Genomic DNA, 18,464 nt, shown 5'->3' on the forward strand with positions numbered 1-18,464 from the left:
TCATGAAAGCCTTGCTGTGCCTGAGTTCGAGTCTGAATAAAGATAGTTTTTCCGAGTATTAAGATAGTTGAGCTGAAAACTATCTTAATTCAGTAAAAAAATATCACTTTTACAAAAGGCTGAAATCCTTTCATATAAAGGCTTTCAGCCTTTTTATTGACTTTAAAAGATAGTTTTATGCAGTTGGTAGTTAGCATACTGAGTAAACAGGAATGCTATTATTGTTTTTCTGAAAAAAAATCAAAAAAAGGAAGTTAGAGTGAATAAGTTAATTATGTTTTCTGTATTGGTCATGGGGGTTAGCCTGGCACATGCACAAAAAACTGATAAACAGCTATGTGAAGAAGTTCTGGCGGCCAGCATGTACAACAAACTGCTTGAGGACACATGCGGGTTTAAGGGTGGCGTTTCAAAAAACTTTAAAGCCCTATTTGATTATGGCAAGTGCACTAGCCATGTGCCGACCGCCCGTATTAACTGGTATGCCAAAGAAGTAACCCAAGATACCAAAAAGCGTTACCTGGCACATGGTAAAGAAGATTTCTGTGAAAAAAACTTAGATCGATACGCTGAGTTGGTCGAGGAAATGAAATAACTATTGAGGCCGTTCCCGGAACTAAAAATAAGCCATTTAGCCGGGAACCGTTATGGTTCACTGCCGCATAGGCAGCTTAGAAGGTAGATGATGCACTACCTAAGCCTAGATTTGTACGGTTCACTGCCGTATGGACAGCTTAGAAGTTTTGGTATGTTGCCATGGTATCAATGCATGCGTTCACTGCCATGTAGGTAGTTTAGAAATATTTACTTATCGATTAAGATTGATTTTAGTTTATTTTTTAAAAATAAAGCCAATTATCTCAGTAAGATAATTGGCTTAAGTGAGAGTTGCACTTATTCTGTTATTCGTCGATCATCCCAATAACACGGTACTACAATCAAATTGTTTTCATGTAATCGTGACCATAATCGGACACCTAAATCCCGCTGCATATTTTGGACTGTGAAATTGGAAATCAGCAGCGTGGACTTCATATTGTCATAACGACTATACAAAACCTTATGTACCATCTCCAAGCGTTTTTCATGCCGGTCATGTAGGCCATATTCATCAATCACTAATAAATCAAAACTGGAGAAATGGTCGATGACTTCTTTCTCCGAGCGTGAAGTATCTGACCAGGTATCCATCAGTTTTTGAGCAATTTCTGCACTGGTATAGTAGCGTGCAGATTTTGTACTGTTATGCAGAATGTTGCGAATAATTGATGCACTCAGATGAGTCTTTCCTGTACCCGGTGTACCAATGAGCAGCAGGTTTGGATAATGGTCAGAAATAATCTGCTGTGCAAAAGCCTGACATAGTTTGATGGCATTGTCTTGAGCAGGACAGGCAACTACATAATTCTTGAAGCCACGGTCCAGGTAGCGTTTATTGAGCCCTGAGTTTTTGATTTTCTGTTGCAGCAACCGCTGTTGCAGCTCATCTGCATAGGCTGCATGTGAGTGATGGACGGTTTCTTTCGCACACAATTTGCAGAGCCTGTGACCGGCAATTTCCATTAGGGGTATATGATGGGTAGGGCAGAGTGTTTCCGTTGTTTCTGCGCGTAACTGGAACGTTTTAAGCATGGTATTCATGATCATTCTCCTAAATCCATTTGGAATTTTCTGAAAAATCCTCATTTTTTTCTTCAAAATTTGAAGATGAAGATGAAGATGAAGATGAAGATGAAGATGAAGATGAAGATGAAGATGAAGATGAAGGGCATGGTTCAAGCATGACTTGAGTAATACTCGGGCTCTTCTCAGGAGCTGCTTGAGCATTTACTTTTCGTTGCTTAGTTGATGCTTGAGCATTACTTGCGGATTTATTCCAGCGTGCTTGAGCTGCATTTTTAGCTTTATCAGATTTCATTTGCTGATTTTGCAATGCCTGGCTTTTTAAACTGGTTAAAAAACTTGAATGAATCTGCTCAGACTCGACTTCAAACAATTCCAGAGCCATCAGCGTATTCAACAAAGTTTTAGCCTTGGTGTGCTGAGGTAATTTCGTGATGCTACATACAGTAGCTAGGTCATGAGGAATGGCACCATTTTTCCAGAAATCCATCATTAACAGCAGTGCCGCACCAATTTGTTCTGCCGTCATTCGTGCAAATTTTGCCTGTAGGTCGCCAATATAGAGTGGCATCCAAATTGAAATATCTTTATGCATGTGTTCACCTTTTTATAGGTATAGAGGGGCTAAGGTCATCGATTGGATGACCTTCTGTCTGTGTTTGTTTTATTAGTGAGCGAGACTCATTAAGCGGAGACGGGCCTGTTGGGCCAAGTCATCGTAATGGGCTTGCCCTTCATCCAACATTCGCTGTAACCAGAGTCTCAACGCCTGGTGATCATCGAAGCATTTATTGATTTCCAACAAAAAAGCTAGATTGTGAAGTTTGGGAATGTGTAGCTCATGGATTAATTCACGAGCGACCATATCTGCTTCAGGGCTGACGACCACACCACCAAAGAAAGCTTTACTATTCATGTGCAAGCTCCTCTGTATTTAGTTTTTCCAGCATGGCTTCAAATGCACTGCCATCGCGGCGCGTAACATTGGGGATGTAACGGCTATAGACCCGGAATAGCATTTCAGTCGTTGAATGTCCCAATTGACGTGCGATCCATTCCGGATTTTCTCCTGCTGACAGCCAAAGAGTTGCTGCTGTATGGCGTGTTTGATAGGCTCTTCTAGACTTCAATCCTAGAAAGCGCAAGATCGGATGCCAGACACGTTTATTCACCAGACGATAATCGAGAGGTCCACCATCACGATTGCAGAAAACAAACTCTGATTTACCATTATTTAAGCTTTTCTGTTGGAGAAAGGCTTGGTAAACGCGGTCATTCATCTGGATCGTGCGGTCAGAACCATAAGTTTTGGTTCCACCAAGCACACCATTCACTAACGCCTCTCTAATATGGATTTCACGACGCTGTAAGTCGATATTTTTCCATTGCAGACCATCGATTTCACTGGTACGCATACCCGTAAAAAAGCGAATGGTGTAATAGGGGCGGAAGTCTTCACGCACTGTGGTAAGAATTTTATGCACCTCTTCCAGAGAAAAAGGTGTGACTTCAATCTTGCTTTCCTTCAGATTGTTAATATTTTTATAAGGCGACTCAAACTCGTATCGTTCAGCCGCATCATTGAGTATCATACGTAAAGGCGTCATGATTTGATTGATCCTCGATGCTTTCAGACTTGTTTGATCTTTTCCGTGTGTCACTTTGGCGAGAGAGGCACGGAAGTTCAGCAAGTCTGACTTCTTGATTTTCGAGAGAACCTGATTACCAAAAGCAGGAATCAAATAGTTTTTGATCACAATTGAAACCTTTTGCTGATATGAGGTTCTCCATTCAACTTGTTTCTGCTTAAACCACAATTCAGTAAACTCTTTAAAAAGAGGAACTTTGGTCTGTACAGCAATTTGCTGACTTCTTTTTTCCTTAAACTCCTCAACACGGTTACTTTTTGGAAAGTACTTTTCGTATTCAAAAGTTCCCAAAGTAATTTCAGCTTCAAGCTGTTCGAGACGTTTTTTCAAAATGCGTCGGTTATAAGCATTGTCTTCAAGATTGGTTGTCTCTCTACAACGAATGCCCATGTAGCGAAAGTCGGCAATCAGTTTGCCACTTCGTTCCCGGATGGTAGCCATCAGTTAAACCTCCTAAGCCTTATTGCAAGGCATCCATGCTTAAACCGGTGAATTTAAGCATTTCAGTTTCAATGCGTTCCCAAACAAAAAGAATTTTTCGACCACCAAAAGGACGGATGTAGTGAACACCTTCAATAAAGACACTGTCCTTCAGTTGGTTGCGGATAGTACGAGCGTCGTACTGGATTTTTTCAGCCAGTTGCTGGGCTGTGAGATAGGTATATGACATAATAGAGCCTCATATTTTTTACTAGGTAACTAGGAAAAATTATTCCTAAGACATAAATTATCATATTTTTATGTTGTTGCAAGTACTTTTTATGATTTAACTAGGAAATTTTATGATTATCTCAAACTTGGCGGTTTTATTAGCAGAAAGGAAACTTAAGGTTGCTGATTTGGTGAGAAGTACTGGAATTAATAAATCTACTTTGCATAAACTTTATAATGATGAATCTGTACGGATTGATTTTGAAACCATTGATAAAATTTGTATTGCATTAGATGTAGAAGTGGGCGATTTATTGATTTTTAAGAAAATTGATAATAATCAAAATGATAATAGCTAGTTTGGTCACAAATGGTCACATCAAAAAGTGAAATGGTCACAAATCTTTGATCGTTTGGTAAAAAACACTTTGTTTGGAAGAGAACAGGGTGATTTTTTGCTTTCAAAAAAGCTCTGAAAGTGGTGATCGATTGAGGACATTTAAGGTCAATTGAGGCCATTTTTATTGTCGTGGGCACGCCATGGTCACATCTTGGTCACAAAATACAAATTACATTAAGAATATTTTTTATTGAATCGAATAACAAAGGAAGAAGGTTTTTTAAAAAACATAATAAAATCAACATAAAAAAAGCCCCCATCTTTCGATGAGGGCTTTTTGAATCTGGAGCGGGAAAGGAGACTCGAACTCCCGACCCCAACCTTGGCAAGGTTATGCTCTACCAACTGAGCTATTCCCGCGGAGTCTATAAAGTTTTTTAAATGAAAAAACTAAATGAAAAAATTTTGAGCGGGAAAGGAGACTCGAACTCCCGACCCCAACCTTGGCAAGGTTATGCTCTACCAACTGAGCTATTCCCGCATGCCGTGTATAATACAGCATGCAAAAATGTGGTCAACACCTTTGTTAAAAATCTTGCATCAATTGCATAAAATAAAAGCAAAATGCTGTAGACCAGACAATAAATAACCAATATTCATATAGAAATCAATGAAATTTCGCCACAATCAACGGATTGCACCTGAACAGATTACCGAAATACTCGGCAGAACAAGGTATACTGGGACTATATTTTTGAAGATTGGAGTCAGGCCATGAGCTTAGAACAACAACTGAAAGATCGTTTGGCGCAATTATCCCCAACCCATTTGGAAGTGGTGAATGAATCTTCGGGTCATGGCGGTTATTTCCCGGGAAAAGAATCGCATTTTAAAACTGTGATTGTGAGTCAGGCTTTTGCTGGTTTACGTCCAGTCCAGCGTCATCAGAAAGTTTATGCTGCTGCAGGTGATCTGCTGTCAAAAGACAAGATTCATGCGCTGGCCATTCATGCATTTTTGCCTGAAGAATGGGCAGGTCAGGACACGACCAGCCCTGCTTGTGCACACGCACCTAAAAACTAGAGGACATGATGGAAACCCAACTTTTAGTTAAGATTATTCATATGTCGGCAGCAGGACTGGCCATTGTCGCTATTCTTGCCCGTGCCTTGACCTTGTTTGTCGGTACACAAGGAAATTTACCTAATCCGGTGGCACGTACAGCGCTAGTCGCTTTACAGCATTTAGCTATCACGGTGATTGCACTGACCGGTATTGTGTCACTTGTCCTCAAAGACTTTGATGTACAGCCCTGGTTCTATGCCAAAGTCATTTTATTTTTGGTACTGGTGTCCTCGCTAGGCAAAGCCTATAAAAAAGATGATTCAATCTTGCTGTCGCAGCGTCGGGCTGGCTTAGTTATTGCTGTAGTTTCATTGGTGTCTATTCTGGCTTTAGTAATGATCAAGCCGAATTTTGGCTAAAAGCAGGCTGGCTGTGACGATCAGCACAGCCAGCTCATGCAAATAATTAAAAAATACAAATGTGGTAAAAGTAATTAAAAATGTGAGGAGGGGACATGCGTACACGTGTGGTATTTAATCAAAAGGGTGGGGTAGGCAAGTCGAGTATTACCGTCAATCTGGCAGCGATCAGTGCACATCAGGGCTTAAAAACCTTATTGATTGACCTGGATCCGCAGGCCAATTCCAGCCAGTATGTGCTGGGTGATGATGCGACGTACTCCAGCGATAAGCCGGCACTTGAACCGAATATCGAAAACTATTTTGAAGATGTACTCGGCAATCAGCAAAGCAAGGGCCTGCTTGGCAATGCCATTGGCTCGATCTTAAAAAGTCGTAGCAAAGGTCTGGAAAGCTATGTGCATCAATCTTCTTTTAAACATCTGGATGTTATTCCAGCTAGCCCGACACTGGGTGCATTGGCCCATGCACTGGAGTCCAAGCACAAGATTTATAAGCTACGAGATGCCTTGCAACAACTGTCGGGGCATTATGACCGGGTATTTATTGATACACCGCCTGCATTCAATTTCTTTACCCTCTCTGCTCTCATTGCGGCGAACCGCGTGCTGATTCCATTTGACTGTGATGTATTTTCTAAACGTGCCCTACAGACCCTGATTGAAAATGTCATTGAAACCCAGGATGACCATAATGAAGGGCTGGAAATCGAAGGGATTGTCGTGAACCAGTTTCAGGCACAGGCCAAATTACCGCGTGAAGTGGTACAACAGCTCAAAGATGAAGGCTTACCGGTCCTCGACAGTATGTTGCCACCCTCGATCTTGATGAAAGAATCTCATCAGAAAAATCAGCCTTTGATTCATTTGGCTACTGATCATAAATTGACTCAGGCCTATCAATCGTTGTTCAATGAGATAGAGCAGAATTAAGATCGAGTTAGCTATGAAACTTGTGAAAGTAAGCCTGAGTATTGCTGCACTGGCATTACTGAGTGCCTGTGCAACGCCGGTAAAACCGACTTATGTGTCGCCCACCCTCTATCAGACTTTGGGTTGTTCGCAATTACAGGGTGAATATAATCGTATTCAGCAGTATATCGACAATGGCGTTGAGCCACCGAAACGTACTGGCGTCGGTGTGGGCGTTGGTCTTGGCGGTGGTTGGGGTAGTCGCGGTGGATGGGGTATTGGCCCGAGTGTTTCAGTCAATATGGGACAGTCATCCGATACCAAAAGAACCGAACTGGCACGGCTTTTAGGCGAGCAGGAAGCGATTGTACAGGCCGCGCGTTATAAGAACTGTTCGATCATCGTTCGGCAGGCGACGCCTAAATAAATCATTCAATATAAAACAAATAAATGCTGACTTCAGGTCGGCATTTTTTATTGTTTTAAACAAGAAAAGTGTGACTTAAATTAAGATAAAACTCACTGGAAATTGACCAGACTGTATAAAAATCTGAAATTTATAAGCTTGTTATCCCACTCCCATATTGATTAAGCTAGAATCTTGGTCCGGAATAGTTCATTGCGATGATTGAAAATCGGTTATTTGTTTTAGGACTCATTGCTGTACTGATGGTTCCAGGGCCTGCCAATGCCTTGGTGGCCAGTTCTGCTCATCAGCAGGGGCAAGCCAAAACCAGTCTCTATCTTCCTGCCATTTTGCTCGGTTATTTTTATGCCATTAATGTCTGGGCTTTGTTGATTCATCTGGCGTCACCGATCTGGCCAAATTTTAAAGGCTTGGTCTATGTACTGAGTACCATCTGTGTGGGCTGGATGACCTTACATTTATATAAGGCTCAGCAGTTAGAACGTTACAGCAAGACCCATCCGCAGATTCGCCCTTGGCAAATGTTTAGGACTACCTTAACAAATCCTAAAGCAGCACTGTTGGCCTCCGGAATTTTACCGATGGAAACCTGGCAAAGCCCGACCAACTTCGTTCTGGTTTTTGCTGCCTTTAGCTTGAGCACCGTTCCGGTCGGGATTTTCTGGATGGTCTTTGGTCAGGCAATTCTCACCAGTCCATCTGAAAAAATAAAAGCCGGCCTCATTTATAAAGGCGCGGCTTTATTTGTTCTGCTTTGTCTGATCCCACTCCTGATCAAGCTCTGGGATTAAATGCACAGGCTGTAAAAAAATCTTAATGTAAACAGTTCTTAAGCTGTTTTACTTTTTTTGAGCTTTTGTTGAATAAAGCCAATCACACCCGGCAATACACTTAAAATAATGATGCCAAAAATCAGATAGGTGAAGTTGTCTTTGACAATTGGCATATTGCCAAACATATAACCCAAAATGACAAATGAGCTAATCCAGGCAAATGCACCGATCACATTATAGGTCAGGAAATATTTGTAATTCATGCTGCCAGCACCGGCGACGAAGGGTGCGAAAGTACGGGCAAAAGGAATAAAACGCGCAAAAATAATGGTCTTACCACCATGTCTGGCAAAGAATTGCTGAGTCGCTAATAAGTGTTTTTTATTGATAAAGCGCGATTCGATCTCGAAAACCCGAGGACCAATATATTTCCCAATATGATAATTCAGGGTGTCGCCCAATACTGCCGCAACAAATAAGAGCGGAATCAGCACCCATGGATCCATCGCACCGGTAGAGGCTGCCAGTGCACCTGCTGCAAATAGCAAGCTGTCGCCGGGCAGGAACGGCATCACCACCAGACCTGTTTCTACAAAGATAATCAGGAAAAGAATGGCATAAATCCAGATCCCGTAATTGGTGATAAATTCAAGCAAGTGATCATCCACATGCAAGATAAAATCAATCAGTTCCATGAGCCCAGTACAAGCAAAAGTGTGGTCAAATCCTAACAGCGATCACCTCTAAAGTCAGTAATAAAAGTCGACTATTTTGCGGCTTATTTTTCTGCTTTCGGGCTAATCCTGTCATTTTAAAAATGGATGTATCAGCGTATTTACAGATTTTTATTGGATCTTTCTGAGCAGACTACACAAGTTCATCATGCCGTTACATAACTTCTGCGGCGTCTGCTTCAGCTTTCTGTTTAGATCATGAAGTCATCATAAAAATAAAGGGTCAAAATATATTAAAAAATATATTCTTGCGACACTAGTTCTGGCAGCTGCCAGTCCGGCACTGTGGGCTAAATCCGATCAGGCTGTTCTGGCAGAAGCCAAAAAGAATGTGGTCAGTATTGCTCAGGCACACAAAATGAAAGATGAAACCGGCGTGACCTTAACAGGCCAGACCGTCAAACAGCGTGCAGCACAAAGTGATGAATTTGAATTAAAAGATAAAACCGGCAGCATCATGATTGATGTGGATGATGACCACTGGAAAAGATTAAAACTCAAAGCAGGCGACCGGGTGAAAGTCTGGGGTGAGGTCGATACGCACCGTAACAAACCCACGGATATTGAAGTGATTCAGATTGAACATCTGAAATAAACCATTCATTTGGCAGGAACAGGAAAGCAGCGGAAGTCTGCTCTCCTGTTCTAGCCAAAAATGAGGGCATTATTTTCTGAAATTTCTTAACTGTTTAATATTTAAACTAATTGGAATAGTGTGCTTAAACACAAGAAAAATGCTAGAATACGGCGCTTATCTTTCGTTTGCCTTTCATAGTTGTTCGTCATGACTACCAATACTCAAATTACTGAAGATCGTATCCTGATTCTGGATTTCGGTTCTCAATATAGTCAGCTCATCGCACGTCGTGTTCGTGAAGCTGGTGTATATTCTGAAATGTATGCCTATGATATGTCTGAAGAAGACATTCGTGCATTTAATCCAAACGGTATCATCTTGTCTGGTGGACCTGAGAGCGTTCACCTTGAAGGCAGCCCGCGTGCGCCACAAGTGGTATTCGAGCTGGGTGTGCCGGTATTGGGTATTTGTTATGGCCTGCAAACCATGTGCGAACAGCTTGGTGGTAAAGTTGAGCCAGGTCATGTACATGAGTTTGGCTATGCAGAAGTAGATATTGTCGTACGTGACAAGCTGATCGGTAATTTACAGGACCGTGAAAACCAGCTGCATGTCTGGATGAGCCATGGTGACAAGGTTGCCCGTATTCCAGAAGGCTTCCAGATCACTGCACAGACGCCAAGCTGTCCAATTGCGATGGTGTCTGACGAAACTCGACGTTTCTATGGCATTCAGTTCCATCCTGAAGTGACACATACCTCTAAAGGCGCAGAATTACTGTCGAATTTCGTGCATCAAATTTGTGGTTGTCGCGGTCTGTGGACGCCAGAACACATTATTGATCTACGTGTAGAACAGCTTCGCCAACAGATTGGTGATGAAAAAGTATTACTGGGTCTTTCTGGTGGTGTGGATTCATCTGTTGTAGCCGCGCTGTTGCATAAAGCGATCGGTGATCAGCTGACTTGTGTATTTGTAGACAACGGTCTGCTTCGTTTGAACGAAGGCGATCAAGTGATGCAAATGTTTGCTGACAACATGGGTATCCGTGTTATTCGTGCTGCTGCTGAAGAGCGTTTCTTGACTGCGCTTGCAGGCGAAGTTGATCCTGAAGCTAAACGTAAAATTATTGGCCGTGAATTTATTGCTGTCTTCGCTGAAGAAGCACGTAAATTAGATGGCGTAAAATTCCTTGCACAAGGTACGATTTATCCAGACGTGATTGAATCTGCTGCAAGCAAGCAGGGCAAGGCGCATGTGATTAAATCACACCATAATGTAGGCGGCTTACCAGCAGATTTAGCGTTTGAACTGGTTGAACCATTACGTGACTTGTTCAAAGATGAAGTACGTAAATTGGGTACGACTTTAGGTTTGCCACACAGCATGATCTACCGTCATCCATTCCCAGGCCCAGGTCTAGGTGTGCGTATTTTGGGTGAAGTGAAAAAAGAATATGCAGACATTTTACGTCTTGCAGATGACATCTTCATGCAAGAACTGCGAGACAGCGGTTGGTATGACAAGACTGCTCAAGCATTTGCAGTATTCCAGCCAGTGAAATCAGTGGGTGTAGTCGGTGATGGCCGTCGTTATGCATGGGTGATTGCACTGCGTGCGGTAGAAACTGTGGACTTTATGACGGCTCGTTTCGCTCATCTTCCATATGAACTAGTAGACAAAATCTCTACGCGTATCATGAATGAAATTGCTGACGTTTCTCGTGTGACTTATGACGTATCGTCTAAGCCACCTGCAACGATTGAATGGGAGTAATTTAGGGGTTTCGGACAGCACTGCTGTCCGCCTAAATTACGCCAAGCGCTATGCGCGTGGCAGTATCTGGTTTATCAGATATAACCTAATAAAAAAGAGCGCTTCGGCGCTCTTTTTTTGATTTATACTGAATAAAAATAAACCTTTAAAAGCTAAAAAATGCCTTTACCTACTTATGATCAATTAATGCTGCCTTTAATGAAATTATTATCAGAATTAAATGAGCCAATAAAAATTTCGGATGCTGCGAATATCCTAGCTGAACGTTCCAATTTACACGAAGAGGATTTAAATAAGACTCTTCCTAGTGGGAAAAATATATTTAAAGATAGAGTGGCATGGGCAAAGACCTACTTAGTTAAGGCGGGCTTAGTTCAACAACCGAAGAGGGCATATTGTGAGATTAGTCGCTTAGGTAGACAGATTGATTTAAAAAGTTTGGATGCTATAACAAATGAATATTTAGCACAGTTCAACGGATTTTCAGATTTTAAATTAGGAAAGAAAAATAAAGATGAGTTTGGGATCGGGAATCTACAAGTTATTGAAAGCCTAAATAGTTACCAAGAAACTCAGACTCCAGAAGAAACAATCCAGAACACAACGGAATTATTAAAATCTGATTTGAAAAGTGATTTGCTTCAGATGGTAAAAGATAAGTCTCCTTCATTTTTTGAAAGACTGGTTGTCGATCTTTTGGTGGCAATGGGCTACGGCGGTTCACATCAAGATGCAGCTCAAGCGATTGGTAAAACTAACGATGGTGGAATTGATGGTGTAATTAGTGAAGATCGATTAGGGCTAGATAAAATTTACATCCAAGCGAAACGTTGGGAAAATACTGTTGGCCGTCCCGACATTCAACAGTTTAAAGGCGCTTTGGCCGATCAAGTTGCTAAGAAGGGTGTATTCATTACCACTTCCAGTTTCAGTAAAGAGGCCATCGAGTCGGCAAGAAAATCCGGTATTGTTCTAATTGATGGCGATAAGCTGACGTCTTTAATGATTGAATTTGGTTTAGGTGTACAAATAGAGCGTAGTTTTCATATTTATAAAATTGACCAAGATCGTTTTGATGAAGATAATTTTTAACGGCTAATTTAAGCCGGTTTAACCTGCCAGTTTTGCATCTCTCCAGCTAAACTTTGCTCCAGATCCGGATCATAAGCTTCAACCCGATTCCGTCCATTAGCTTTAGCCTGATATAAGGCAATATCTGCCTGTTTAATCAGAGTCATCAAATCTGTTTCACAGCTTTCCAGAATGGCAGCATCAATCGAAATGCTAAAACTGAAACGATGTTGGCTGTCTAGATCGATCACAATATTTTCAATTTTATGCCTTAAACGCTCGGCAACTCTTAGCGCTTCATCCAGAGAAGTTTCGGGTAAAAATGCAATAAATTCCTCGCCCCCATAGCGTGCCAAAATATCATGCTGCCGCATTTCGCTGCGTGTACTTAGGGCGATCGTCTGTAAGACCTGATCTCCGATATCATGACCATAACGATCATTAATCTGCTTAAAGTGATCGACATCAAAGACCAGTAAACTCATGGGTGCAGGTTGATCAAAATTCTGTTGTACCAGTTGCTGCGCGAGATATTCAAAACAGCGACGGTTATTCAGGCCAGTGAGTGAATCAGTATGAGCCATATTTTCAAAGGCCTGCCGGTTATATTCATTCAGGGTATGCTGCAAAAATACCATGCGTGATTTTAAGGTTGAGCTCCAACTAATATAAAGACTGAAGGTCAATACCGGCAGATAAATCAGGGAAAATAAAAATATCTGGTACAGGTCAGACCGAGTATTGAAATATACACCGATGTAAATCATCAAAGTAATCAGACTCGAAGTAATCAAAGACGGCCAGAACCGGATCTGTACACATAAATTGGCCAATACAATAAAGACCAAGGAGGCATATTGATAAATGAGAGTATAAGCACTTTCGGACTGATTTAGATTAAAAAACCAGATGGCACTTGCGCCAATAATTGAGGTGGGCAAGAGTAAATCAAACACAGGTAAATTGCGGTAAGAGTGATACATCCAGATCGTGATCAGTACGATCAGGATGGTATAGCTGATTTTGGTCAAAATGAGTAACGTGAGAATATCATTCAGCACCAGAATATCGGCGAGGGTATAAGAGGCATATGCCAGCTGTGCGAATAAATTAACCTGTAATAAGTATTTTAAAGTGAGCTTTTTTTGATGGGCATAGTAGGCCGGTTTTAAAGGCGCAGGAATACGAACCAGCGGATCTTGAAGAGCCTCCTGAATCAGGGTACGTGATTCTTTTTCGTTATCATGCGGCATGCAGCCTTCCCAAATTAAAATATATAAAAATGAATAAGATGAAATTTATATATAGTTGTATAAAAAATATTCTATTCTTTTGTTTGATATTTTAAAAGTGGAAGAATTAAATTTATTTTATAAAATGAAATCCCCGATTAACGCATTCTAAGGATGATCCTAGCTTATAGAACAGACCAATGATTCAGCTTTAATTCGCCGTTGACTGGGCTGGTTGAGTGTCTGGCTTAAATACATTCCAGGGATTTTCTGTTGCTGGCGTGGGCTTATTCAGCATATCCGGATGATAGATTTCAATCCGGTTTCGGCCAGACTTCTTGGCCTGATACAAGGCGATATCGGCTTGTTTGATCAGATCTTCCAGAGTTTGGGTATGGGATTCCAGTTCTGCTACACCGATCGAAATGGTGAACCGGATAGCATGATTGGGTTCGACATAAATGTACTGCTTTTGAATTGCACAACGAATTCGTTCTGCAATCACCAGGCTGTCTTGCAGCTGAGTATCTTCCAGGAGGGCGATAAACTCTTCTCCGCCAAAACGTGCCAGTACATCGCTATGCCGCATTTCTTTACGGGTCACTTCAGCAATCAGTTGTAGCACCCGATCACCAACATCATGCCCATAGCTATCATTAATATTTTTAAAATGATCGACATCAAACATCAGCAGGCAGCTACTGGCATGTTTAGGCCATTGATGAATAGAGCGTTCAGCCATATCGACAAAATGGCGACGGTTGTAGAGCTGGGTCAAATCATCGGTATGTGCCAGATTCTTTAAGGTTTGATAGTTCCATTCATCGAGCAGGGAGCGCAGAAAAGAACGCCGCACATTTAGAATATTATTCCAGTTAATATAAATGCTAAAAAACCACAGTGGACTAAAGACCACACTAAAAATAAAGGCTTGAGAGGCACTCATGAACTGGGTCACCCCAAGCATGATAAACAGCGCAATCAAGATGGAGCAATAGACTGCGACTTTAAACTGGGTCTGCACACAGAGATTGGCGATAAGAATAAAGATCGCAGAGGCATAAATATAGGTGGCAACATGGGGACTGGTTGAAAGCGCGAGTAAGCTAATCCAGGCCGCTGCAGCTACAGTGGTGCCTATCGGCAAGATTCTGTCCAGAATTTGAATATTTTTATATTTTTTAAACAGGTAATAACAGCAAAACATCGCCCCCAGAACCAGAACGACGCGCATCAGACCAGAAATAAAAAACATGTCTGGAATAATCAGGATATCGGCAAAGAAATACAGTAAAAAGGCAATTTGCGCCAGATAGTTAATTTGACGCAAGTTATGATGACTATGCGTATAGACATAATCATGAAAATACTGCTGAAACAGGGCAGGGATACGGGCATGAGGATCTGTCAGCGCCTGTTCAATCAGCTGACGGTTTTGCAGATCACATTCAGATAATTTCAGTGATTTATCGGTCGTCGAATTTTGAAAAGATACATTCGCCGTTGAATATATATTCTCATTCTGAGCAGACATGTCCTGATCCAGTATTATTTTTATAGGTGCCTATTATGCCGTGGTTGAGTAAAAAATAACCTCCCAAAAATTGGGTATCCGGGAAATTTTTAAAGCTAAAACGTAACAAAATTTGTGTTTTGTAAAAGTGAAAGTAATTGAAATACATGAACAATCATCTTATTCATGGAGGTCTTTGGATGTTGTTGATTCGTTTCACGTGAAACATGGATGAATGACATTCTTGGAGCTTCAGTTTATTTAGACTCATAACGCCATGTGCCTAAATCATGATTGACTTGCTAAAGCTCAAGTTTGGGGCTTTGGATACAAATCTCATCCGCCTTTCAGGATTTAAATTGATGAGACTAGTGAGGCGTTTTATACGTATCTAAATATTTCCAGGGATAGATTTTGCCCATAGACCCTGTACATTGTCCTGAACAGAGAGGCATCTTAGATCGGTCAAATGCATGTCTCACCCACTCAAAAAGTAGAATGAAAATGCCGAGGTAAGCTCAGCCATGTCGAATAATAGTGATATTGAACTGTCGAATTCCGATGATTGTGAAAAGTATGTGAATCAGTTTATTCAGGAGTTTCCTTTGCGTCGTGCAGAAATCGGGCAGGGTACCGTGATTAAACGTGCCTTACCGAGCCGACATAAACGCATGATTGGTGCCTGGTGTTTTCTGGATCATGCGGGTCCGGCCAGTTTTCCGCAAGGAGATGGTCTGGATATCGGCCCCCATCCACACATTGGTCTGCAGACCTTTACCTGGATGATCGAGGGCAGCATGATGCACAATGACAGTCTGGGAAATCAGCAATTGATTCGTCCCAAACAGGTCAATCTGATGACCTCGGGCTATGGCATTTCACATACCGAAGTCTCTCCCGAGAGTGAAACGCATATGCATGCAGCGCAGTTATGGATTGCCTTGCCGGATGACAAGATCAATATGGCACCGGGTTTTGACCATTATCCTGAATTGCCGGTGGTCCATGAGCAAGGCATCGAGTTTACCGTGCTGGTAGGAGAATATTTAAAAACAAAATCACCGCTTAAAGTACATAGCGAACTGCTCGGAGTAGATCTGTATGCGGCTGAAAGTAGCAGTATGCATTTGCCGTTGAATCCGAAATTTGAATATGGTTTTATGGTGCTTGAAGGGACGGCTAGCATCAATGGGCATGAACTGACTGAAGATAATATGCTGATCCTGGAGCCAGGCTTACAGCAGGTCAATGCTGAAATTCATGCCAGGAGTCGGGTGTTATTGATTGGTGGGGAACCATTTGAAAGCCCGATTTTACTGTGGTGGAATCTGGTCGGGCGCACGACAGAGGACCTTAAAATTGCACGGGAACAATGGATTGAAGGTCATGAACGTTTTGGTTCCATTCCTGCCTATGATGGGCCTCGTTTAGAAGCCCCTGCATTTCCAGACCAGATGCGTGCTTCCCGATAAATGCTAAAAATGATGGGAATATGGAGCGCTGTCTGAGTTGAACTCAAATAGTGAATCTGCAACATACGGTACATATCATTACAGTCATCAAAAAATGAGCTAGAGTCTGCTACTTTTTGCTATGCTCAGTGAGCAAGAACAATAAAATCATGAGTCTAATATGCGTGTTTTACATCATCTCGAACAATCACGATCATTTCGTATCCTGTGGGCCATGGAAGAATTAGGACTGGATTACGAGGTTAAATACTATAAACGTCAGCCCAACCTTTCTGCGCCACCGGCCTTGAAACAGATCCATCCGTTGGGCAAGGCGCCGATTCTGGTCGATCAGTCGCAGGTACTGGCGGAATCTGCGGCGATCCTGGAATATTTGCAGGAAACTTATGATGAAAAGCAGCAGTTTCGCCCAGAAGATATTGCCGACAAGGCCCAGTACCGTTACTGGATGCATTATGCGGAAGGCTCGTTAATGCCGCTGCTGGTAATGCAACTGGTAATGACTACTGTACCTAAACATACCCCTTTGCTGATTCGACCAGTCGCCAAAAAAATCTGTGATGGGGTAAAGAAACAGTTTGTACAGAGCCGTTTAAAAGACCATATCCAGTTTTTGGAAAGCTATTTAAGCGAGCATGATTATTTTGCCGGGCATTTCAGTTTTGCCGATATTCAGATGAGTTTTCCTCTGGAGGCCATGCAGAGCCGGACAGGACAAAGTTATCCGGCCATTCAAGCTTATCTGAAACGGGTATCACAACGTGCTGCCTATGCGCGTGCACTGTCCAAAGAAAAACAGATCAGCTCTTAAATGCTTAAAAGAAAAGGTGCCGATGGCACCTTTTTTGATTTTGTGAGATTAGTCGGGGAAGCTGAGACGTTCTTTGGGGAAAACCACCTTAAAGGTAGAACCTTGGTTTTCCTTGGACTCAATTTCCAGATGTGCCTGATGTTGCATCAGTACATGTTTAACAATTGCCAATCCCAAACCGGTACCACCAGTCCGGCGGCTACGGTCTGAATCGATGCGGTAAAAACGCTCGGTCAGTCGTGGCAGATGTTTGGGATCAATGCCTATACCGTTATCTTGCACCACAAAATAGGCAGACTCGCCATCATCATGCCAGCCGATGGTGATGGTGCCGCCTTTGGGCGTGTACTTGATGGCATTGGTGATCAGATTGCTAAAGGCGCTGGCCAGTTCCATATCTGAACCGATCAGATCGCAATGGCTGTCAATGTCCAGATTCAGGGTATGACCATAGTCAATATTATAGGCCTGGGCATCATCGAACAACTGGTTCATCAGACTCGGCATTTCAATGATCTGGTTTTTGGCAATATTTTTATCATTTTCCAGACGTGACAGCAGCAGCAGGTCGTTGACCAGTGCATTCATGCGTCGGGTTTGCGACTGCATCTGATCAAAAGCGCGTTTCCAGCGTGGATTGATATCTTCCTGGTCGGTAAAGGTTTCAATATAGCCACTGAGTACGGTCAAAGGCGTGCGCAGTTCATGTGAAATATTGTCGACAAAATCCTTTCGCATCTGTTCGAGATTGTGCATCCGGGTCACATCATAAGCGACCAGTACCCGGCTTTCTCCGCCAAAACGGGTCATTTTAACCTGCACATAATGGTCTTCAAACAGCGAAGAACGCATTTTCAGGCCGTCGGGAGATTCATCAATATGGTGATAGTATTCGATAAAGCTCGGTTGGCGTAACAAGGTCAGAATATTACGGCGACGGTCATCACTCGAGATTCCAAGCAGACGTTCGGCCGCCGGATTCCACCATTCAATCTGCTGGTTTTCATCAAGCAGCACCACAGCTTCTTGTAAGGCCACTAGTGAAGACTGTGCACGGTCGATCAGTTCGACCATTTCCGCCTGAACAATCCGTTCCTGACGTTGGGCGCGATAAACATTGAAAAGTAGCGCACCCCAAATCCCGCCAATATTCGGTGGAACATCATAAGGGCGATTGGAAATCCATTCATTGACCAGATATAAGGAACGCATTTGGGTCGCAAAGAACGCCACGAAGGCAATTACGATACAAATCCAGAAATACCCAATCCCAAAACCGATAAAGCTGGCGATAATCAGGAAAAAAGCCAATAAGCGTAAATCCTGCTTCGCAAAATCCCATAAACTGCTGTAACGGATTCTTTTGTGTTCACGTGCCAGTTCGGGGACAGGGTAGGGTTCATACATAAAACAAGATTTA

21 protein-coding genes and 2 tRNA genes are annotated in these 18,464 nt (G+C 42.3%); 12 read left to right on the top strand and 11 right to left on the bottom strand.

Annotated elements, in window-relative coordinates; all coding sequences use genetic code 11:
- Window positions 1-259 precede the first annotated feature (259 nt).
- Complete coding sequence (locus G4D73_RS10085) at window positions 260-595, top strand: hypothetical protein (protein WP_213686699.1); 336 nt, start codon at window positions 260-262, stop codon at window positions 593-595.
- Between the two features lie 299 nt (window positions 596-894).
- On the opposite strand, the gene G4D73_RS10090 is transcribed toward G4D73_RS10085, so the two are convergent.
- The 5 genes from G4D73_RS10090 to G4D73_RS10110 form a co-directional block, all read right to left on the bottom strand.
- On the bottom strand, window positions 895-1,641 hold the full coding sequence (locus tag G4D73_RS10090; RefSeq protein ID WP_213686700.1) for an ATP-binding protein: 747 nt from the start codon (window positions 1,639-1,641) through the stop codon (window positions 895-897).
- A 10-nt stretch (window positions 1,642-1,651) separates the two neighbouring features.
- On the bottom strand, window positions 1,652-2,218 hold the full coding sequence (locus G4D73_RS10095; protein WP_213686701.1) for a DUF1376 domain-containing protein: 567 nt from the start codon (window positions 2,216-2,218) through the stop codon (window positions 1,652-1,654).
- 72 nt (window positions 2,219-2,290) lie between these two features.
- Window positions 2,291-2,539: a hypothetical protein gene (locus tag G4D73_RS10100; RefSeq protein WP_004895356.1), complete on the bottom strand. Its 249-nt coding sequence runs from the start codon at window positions 2,537-2,539 to the stop codon at window positions 2,291-2,293.
- The gene (locus G4D73_RS10105) at window positions 2,532-3,713 is read right to left on the bottom strand and encodes a site-specific integrase (protein ID WP_005094618.1); all 1,182 of its coding nucleotides are present in this window, start codon (window positions 3,711-3,713) and stop codon (window positions 2,532-2,534) included. The genes G4D73_RS10100 and G4D73_RS10105 overlap by 8 nt, the downstream gene beginning before the upstream one ends.
- A 19-nt stretch (window positions 3,714-3,732) precedes the next feature.
- Window positions 3,733-3,942: a hypothetical protein gene (locus G4D73_RS10110; protein WP_000122748.1), complete on the bottom strand. Its 210-nt coding sequence runs from the start codon at window positions 3,940-3,942 to the stop codon at window positions 3,733-3,735.
- A gap of 112 nt (window positions 3,943-4,054) precedes the next feature.
- On the opposite strand from G4D73_RS10110, the gene G4D73_RS10115 reads away from it, so the two are divergent.
- Complete coding sequence (locus tag G4D73_RS10115; RefSeq protein WP_005094613.1) at window positions 4,055-4,282, top strand: helix-turn-helix domain-containing protein; 228 nt, start codon at window positions 4,055-4,057, stop codon at window positions 4,280-4,282.
- Window positions 4,283-4,607: 325 nt separating this feature from the next.
- On the opposite strand, the gene G4D73_RS10120 is transcribed toward G4D73_RS10115, so the two are convergent.
- Together G4D73_RS10120 and G4D73_RS10125 are read right to left on the bottom strand one after the other, a co-directional pair.
- Window positions 4,608-4,683: transfer RNA gene (locus tag G4D73_RS10120), tRNA-Gly, on the bottom strand.
- A 48-nt stretch (window positions 4,684-4,731) separates the two neighbouring features.
- Window positions 4,732-4,804, bottom strand: a tRNA-Gly gene (locus G4D73_RS10125).
- Between the two features lie 233 nt (window positions 4,805-5,037).
- Here G4D73_RS10125 and G4D73_RS10130 point away from each other — a divergent pair.
- From G4D73_RS10130 to G4D73_RS10150, 5 genes are all read left to right on the top strand, one after another.
- Complete coding sequence (locus G4D73_RS10130; protein ID WP_004280957.1) at window positions 5,038-5,346, top strand: BolA family protein; 309 nt, start codon at window positions 5,038-5,040, stop codon at window positions 5,344-5,346.
- An 8-nt stretch (window positions 5,347-5,354) separates the two neighbouring features.
- Window positions 5,355-5,747 (top strand): SirB2 family protein, encoded by a 393-nt coding sequence (locus G4D73_RS10135; RefSeq protein WP_005108384.1) that lies wholly within the window; start codon window positions 5,355-5,357, stop codon window positions 5,745-5,747.
- A gap of 95 nt (window positions 5,748-5,842) precedes the next feature.
- On the top strand, window positions 5,843-6,679 hold the full coding sequence (locus G4D73_RS10140) for a ParA family protein (RefSeq protein WP_004280959.1): 837 nt from the start codon (window positions 5,843-5,845) through the stop codon (window positions 6,677-6,679).
- A gap of 13 nt (window positions 6,680-6,692) precedes the next feature.
- Window positions 6,693-7,085 carry a hypothetical protein gene (locus tag G4D73_RS10145; protein ID WP_005249588.1) on the top strand — a complete coding sequence of 131 codons (393 nt, stop codon included), beginning with the start codon at window positions 6,693-6,695 and terminating at the stop codon, window positions 7,083-7,085.
- Window positions 7,086-7,282: 197 nt separating this feature from the next.
- Window positions 7,283-7,876: a threonine transporter RhtB gene (locus tag G4D73_RS10150; RefSeq protein ID WP_213686702.1), complete on the top strand. Its 594-nt coding sequence runs from the start codon at window positions 7,283-7,285 to the stop codon at window positions 7,874-7,876.
- A gap of 38 nt (window positions 7,877-7,914) precedes the next feature.
- Here the strand turns inward: G4D73_RS10150 and G4D73_RS10155 are convergent, their stop codons facing one another.
- The gene (locus G4D73_RS10155; protein ID WP_213686703.1) at window positions 7,915-8,553 is read right to left on the bottom strand and encodes a DedA family protein; all 639 of its coding nucleotides are present in this window, start codon (window positions 8,551-8,553) and stop codon (window positions 7,915-7,917) included.
- Window positions 8,554-8,824: 271 nt separating this feature from the next.
- Between G4D73_RS10155 and G4D73_RS10160 the strand changes: the two genes are divergently transcribed.
- From G4D73_RS10160 to G4D73_RS10170, 3 genes are all read left to right on the top strand, one after another.
- Window positions 8,825-9,187 carry a NirD/YgiW/YdeI family stress tolerance protein gene (locus G4D73_RS10160; RefSeq protein WP_213687743.1) on the top strand — a complete coding sequence of 121 codons (363 nt, stop codon included), beginning with the start codon at window positions 8,825-8,827 and terminating at the stop codon, window positions 9,185-9,187.
- Window positions 9,188-9,376: 189 nt separating this feature from the next.
- Window positions 9,377-10,945, top strand: coding sequence for a glutamine-hydrolyzing GMP synthase (guaA, locus tag G4D73_RS10165; protein WP_213686704.1), 1,569 nt, complete (start codon window positions 9,377-9,379; stop codon window positions 10,943-10,945).
- 159 nt (window positions 10,946-11,104) lie between these two features.
- A complete protein-coding gene (locus G4D73_RS10170; protein ID WP_213686705.1) occupies window positions 11,105-12,037 on the top strand; it encodes a restriction endonuclease in 933 nt (310 codons plus the stop codon).
- An 8-nt stretch (window positions 12,038-12,045) separates the two neighbouring features.
- Here the strand turns inward: G4D73_RS10170 and G4D73_RS10175 are convergent, their stop codons facing one another.
- Both G4D73_RS10175 and G4D73_RS10180 read right to left on the bottom strand, forming a co-directional pair.
- Window positions 12,046-13,269 carry a GGDEF domain-containing protein gene (locus G4D73_RS10175; protein ID WP_213686706.1) on the bottom strand — a complete coding sequence of 408 codons (1,224 nt, stop codon included), beginning with the start codon at window positions 13,267-13,269 and terminating at the stop codon, window positions 12,046-12,048.
- 190 nt (window positions 13,270-13,459) lie between these two features.
- Window positions 13,460-14,782: a GGDEF domain-containing protein gene (locus tag G4D73_RS10180; RefSeq protein WP_213686707.1), complete on the bottom strand. Its 1,323-nt coding sequence runs from the start codon at window positions 14,780-14,782 to the stop codon at window positions 13,460-13,462.
- 503 nt (window positions 14,783-15,285) lie between these two features.
- On the opposite strand from G4D73_RS10180, the gene G4D73_RS10185 reads away from it, so the two are divergent.
- Together G4D73_RS10185 and G4D73_RS10190 are read left to right on the top strand one after the other, a co-directional pair.
- On the top strand, window positions 15,286-16,233 hold the full coding sequence (locus G4D73_RS10185) for a pirin family protein (protein ID WP_213686708.1): 948 nt from the start codon (window positions 15,286-15,288) through the stop codon (window positions 16,231-16,233).
- Between the two features lie 160 nt (window positions 16,234-16,393).
- A complete protein-coding gene (locus G4D73_RS10190; protein WP_085064755.1) occupies window positions 16,394-17,044 on the top strand; it encodes a glutathione S-transferase family protein in 651 nt (216 codons plus the stop codon).
- 48 nt (window positions 17,045-17,092) lie between these two features.
- Here the strand turns inward: G4D73_RS10190 and phoR are convergent, their stop codons facing one another.
- Complete coding sequence (phoR, locus tag G4D73_RS10195) at window positions 17,093-18,451, bottom strand: phosphate regulon sensor histidine kinase PhoR (RefSeq protein WP_004732640.1); 1,359 nt, start codon at window positions 18,449-18,451, stop codon at window positions 17,093-17,095.
- Between the last annotated feature and the right edge of the window lie 13 nt (window positions 18,452-18,464).

Source organism: Acinetobacter sp. WY4 (assembly GCF_018438165.1).
In the GTDB taxonomy this organism is placed as follows: Bacteria; Pseudomonadota; Gammaproteobacteria; order Pseudomonadales; family Moraxellaceae; genus Acinetobacter.

Excerpts from the sequence above, each read along its gene's own strand:
- G4D73_RS10145 (WP_005249588.1), top strand. The coding sequence starts at position 6,693 with ATGAAACTTGTGAAAGTAAGCCTGAGTATTGCTGCACTGGCATTACTG.
- G4D73_RS10110 (WP_000122748.1), bottom strand. The coding sequence starts at position 3,942 with ATGTCATATACCTATCTCACAGCCCAGCAACTGGCTGAAAAAATCCAG.
- G4D73_RS10115 (WP_005094613.1), top strand. The coding sequence starts at position 4,055 with ATGATTATCTCAAACTTGGCGGTTTTATTAGCAGAAAGGAAACTTAAG.
- G4D73_RS10190 (WP_085064755.1), top strand. The coding sequence starts at position 16,394 with ATGCGTGTTTTACATCATCTCGAACAATCACGATCATTTCGTATCCTG.
- G4D73_RS10170 (WP_213686705.1), top strand. The coding sequence starts at position 11,105 with ATGCCTTTACCTACTTATGATCAATTAATGCTGCCTTTAATGAAATTA.
- phoR (WP_004732640.1), bottom strand. The coding sequence starts at position 18,451 with ATGTATGAACCCTACCCTGTCCCCGAACTGGCACGTGAACACAAAAGA.
- G4D73_RS10135 (WP_005108384.1), top strand. The coding sequence starts at position 5,355 with ATGGAAACCCAACTTTTAGTTAAGATTATTCATATGTCGGCAGCAGGA.
- G4D73_RS10175 (WP_213686706.1), bottom strand. The coding sequence starts at position 13,269 with ATGCCGCATGATAACGAAAAAGAATCACGTACCCTGATTCAGGAGGCT.
- G4D73_RS10090 (WP_213686700.1), bottom strand. The coding sequence starts at position 1,641 with ATGAATACCATGCTTAAAACGTTCCAGTTACGCGCAGAAACAACGGAA.
- G4D73_RS10150 (WP_213686702.1), top strand. The coding sequence starts at position 7,283 with ATGATTGAAAATCGGTTATTTGTTTTAGGACTCATTGCTGTACTGATG.
- G4D73_RS10185 (WP_213686708.1), top strand. The coding sequence starts at position 15,286 with ATGTCGAATAATAGTGATATTGAACTGTCGAATTCCGATGATTGTGAA.
- G4D73_RS10105 (WP_005094618.1), bottom strand. The coding sequence starts at position 3,713 with ATGGCTACCATCCGGGAACGAAGTGGCAAACTGATTGCCGACTTTCGC.
- G4D73_RS10130 (WP_004280957.1), top strand. The coding sequence starts at position 5,038 with ATGAGCTTAGAACAACAACTGAAAGATCGTTTGGCGCAATTATCCCCA.
- G4D73_RS10100 (WP_004895356.1), bottom strand. The coding sequence starts at position 2,539 with ATGAATAGTAAAGCTTTCTTTGGTGGTGTGGTCGTCAGCCCTGAAGCA.
- G4D73_RS10140 (WP_004280959.1), top strand. The coding sequence starts at position 5,843 with ATGCGTACACGTGTGGTATTTAATCAAAAGGGTGGGGTAGGCAAGTCG.
- G4D73_RS10095 (WP_213686701.1), bottom strand. The coding sequence starts at position 2,218 with ATGCATAAAGATATTTCAATTTGGATGCCACTCTATATTGGCGACCTA.
- guaA (WP_213686704.1), top strand. The coding sequence starts at position 9,377 with ATGACTACCAATACTCAAATTACTGAAGATCGTATCCTGATTCTGGAT.
- G4D73_RS10155 (WP_213686703.1), bottom strand. The coding sequence starts at position 8,553 with ATGGAACTGATTGATTTTATCTTGCATGTGGATGATCACTTGCTTGAA.
- G4D73_RS10180 (WP_213686707.1), bottom strand. The coding sequence starts at position 14,782 with ATGTCTGCTCAGAATGAGAATATATATTCAACGGCGAATGTATCTTTT.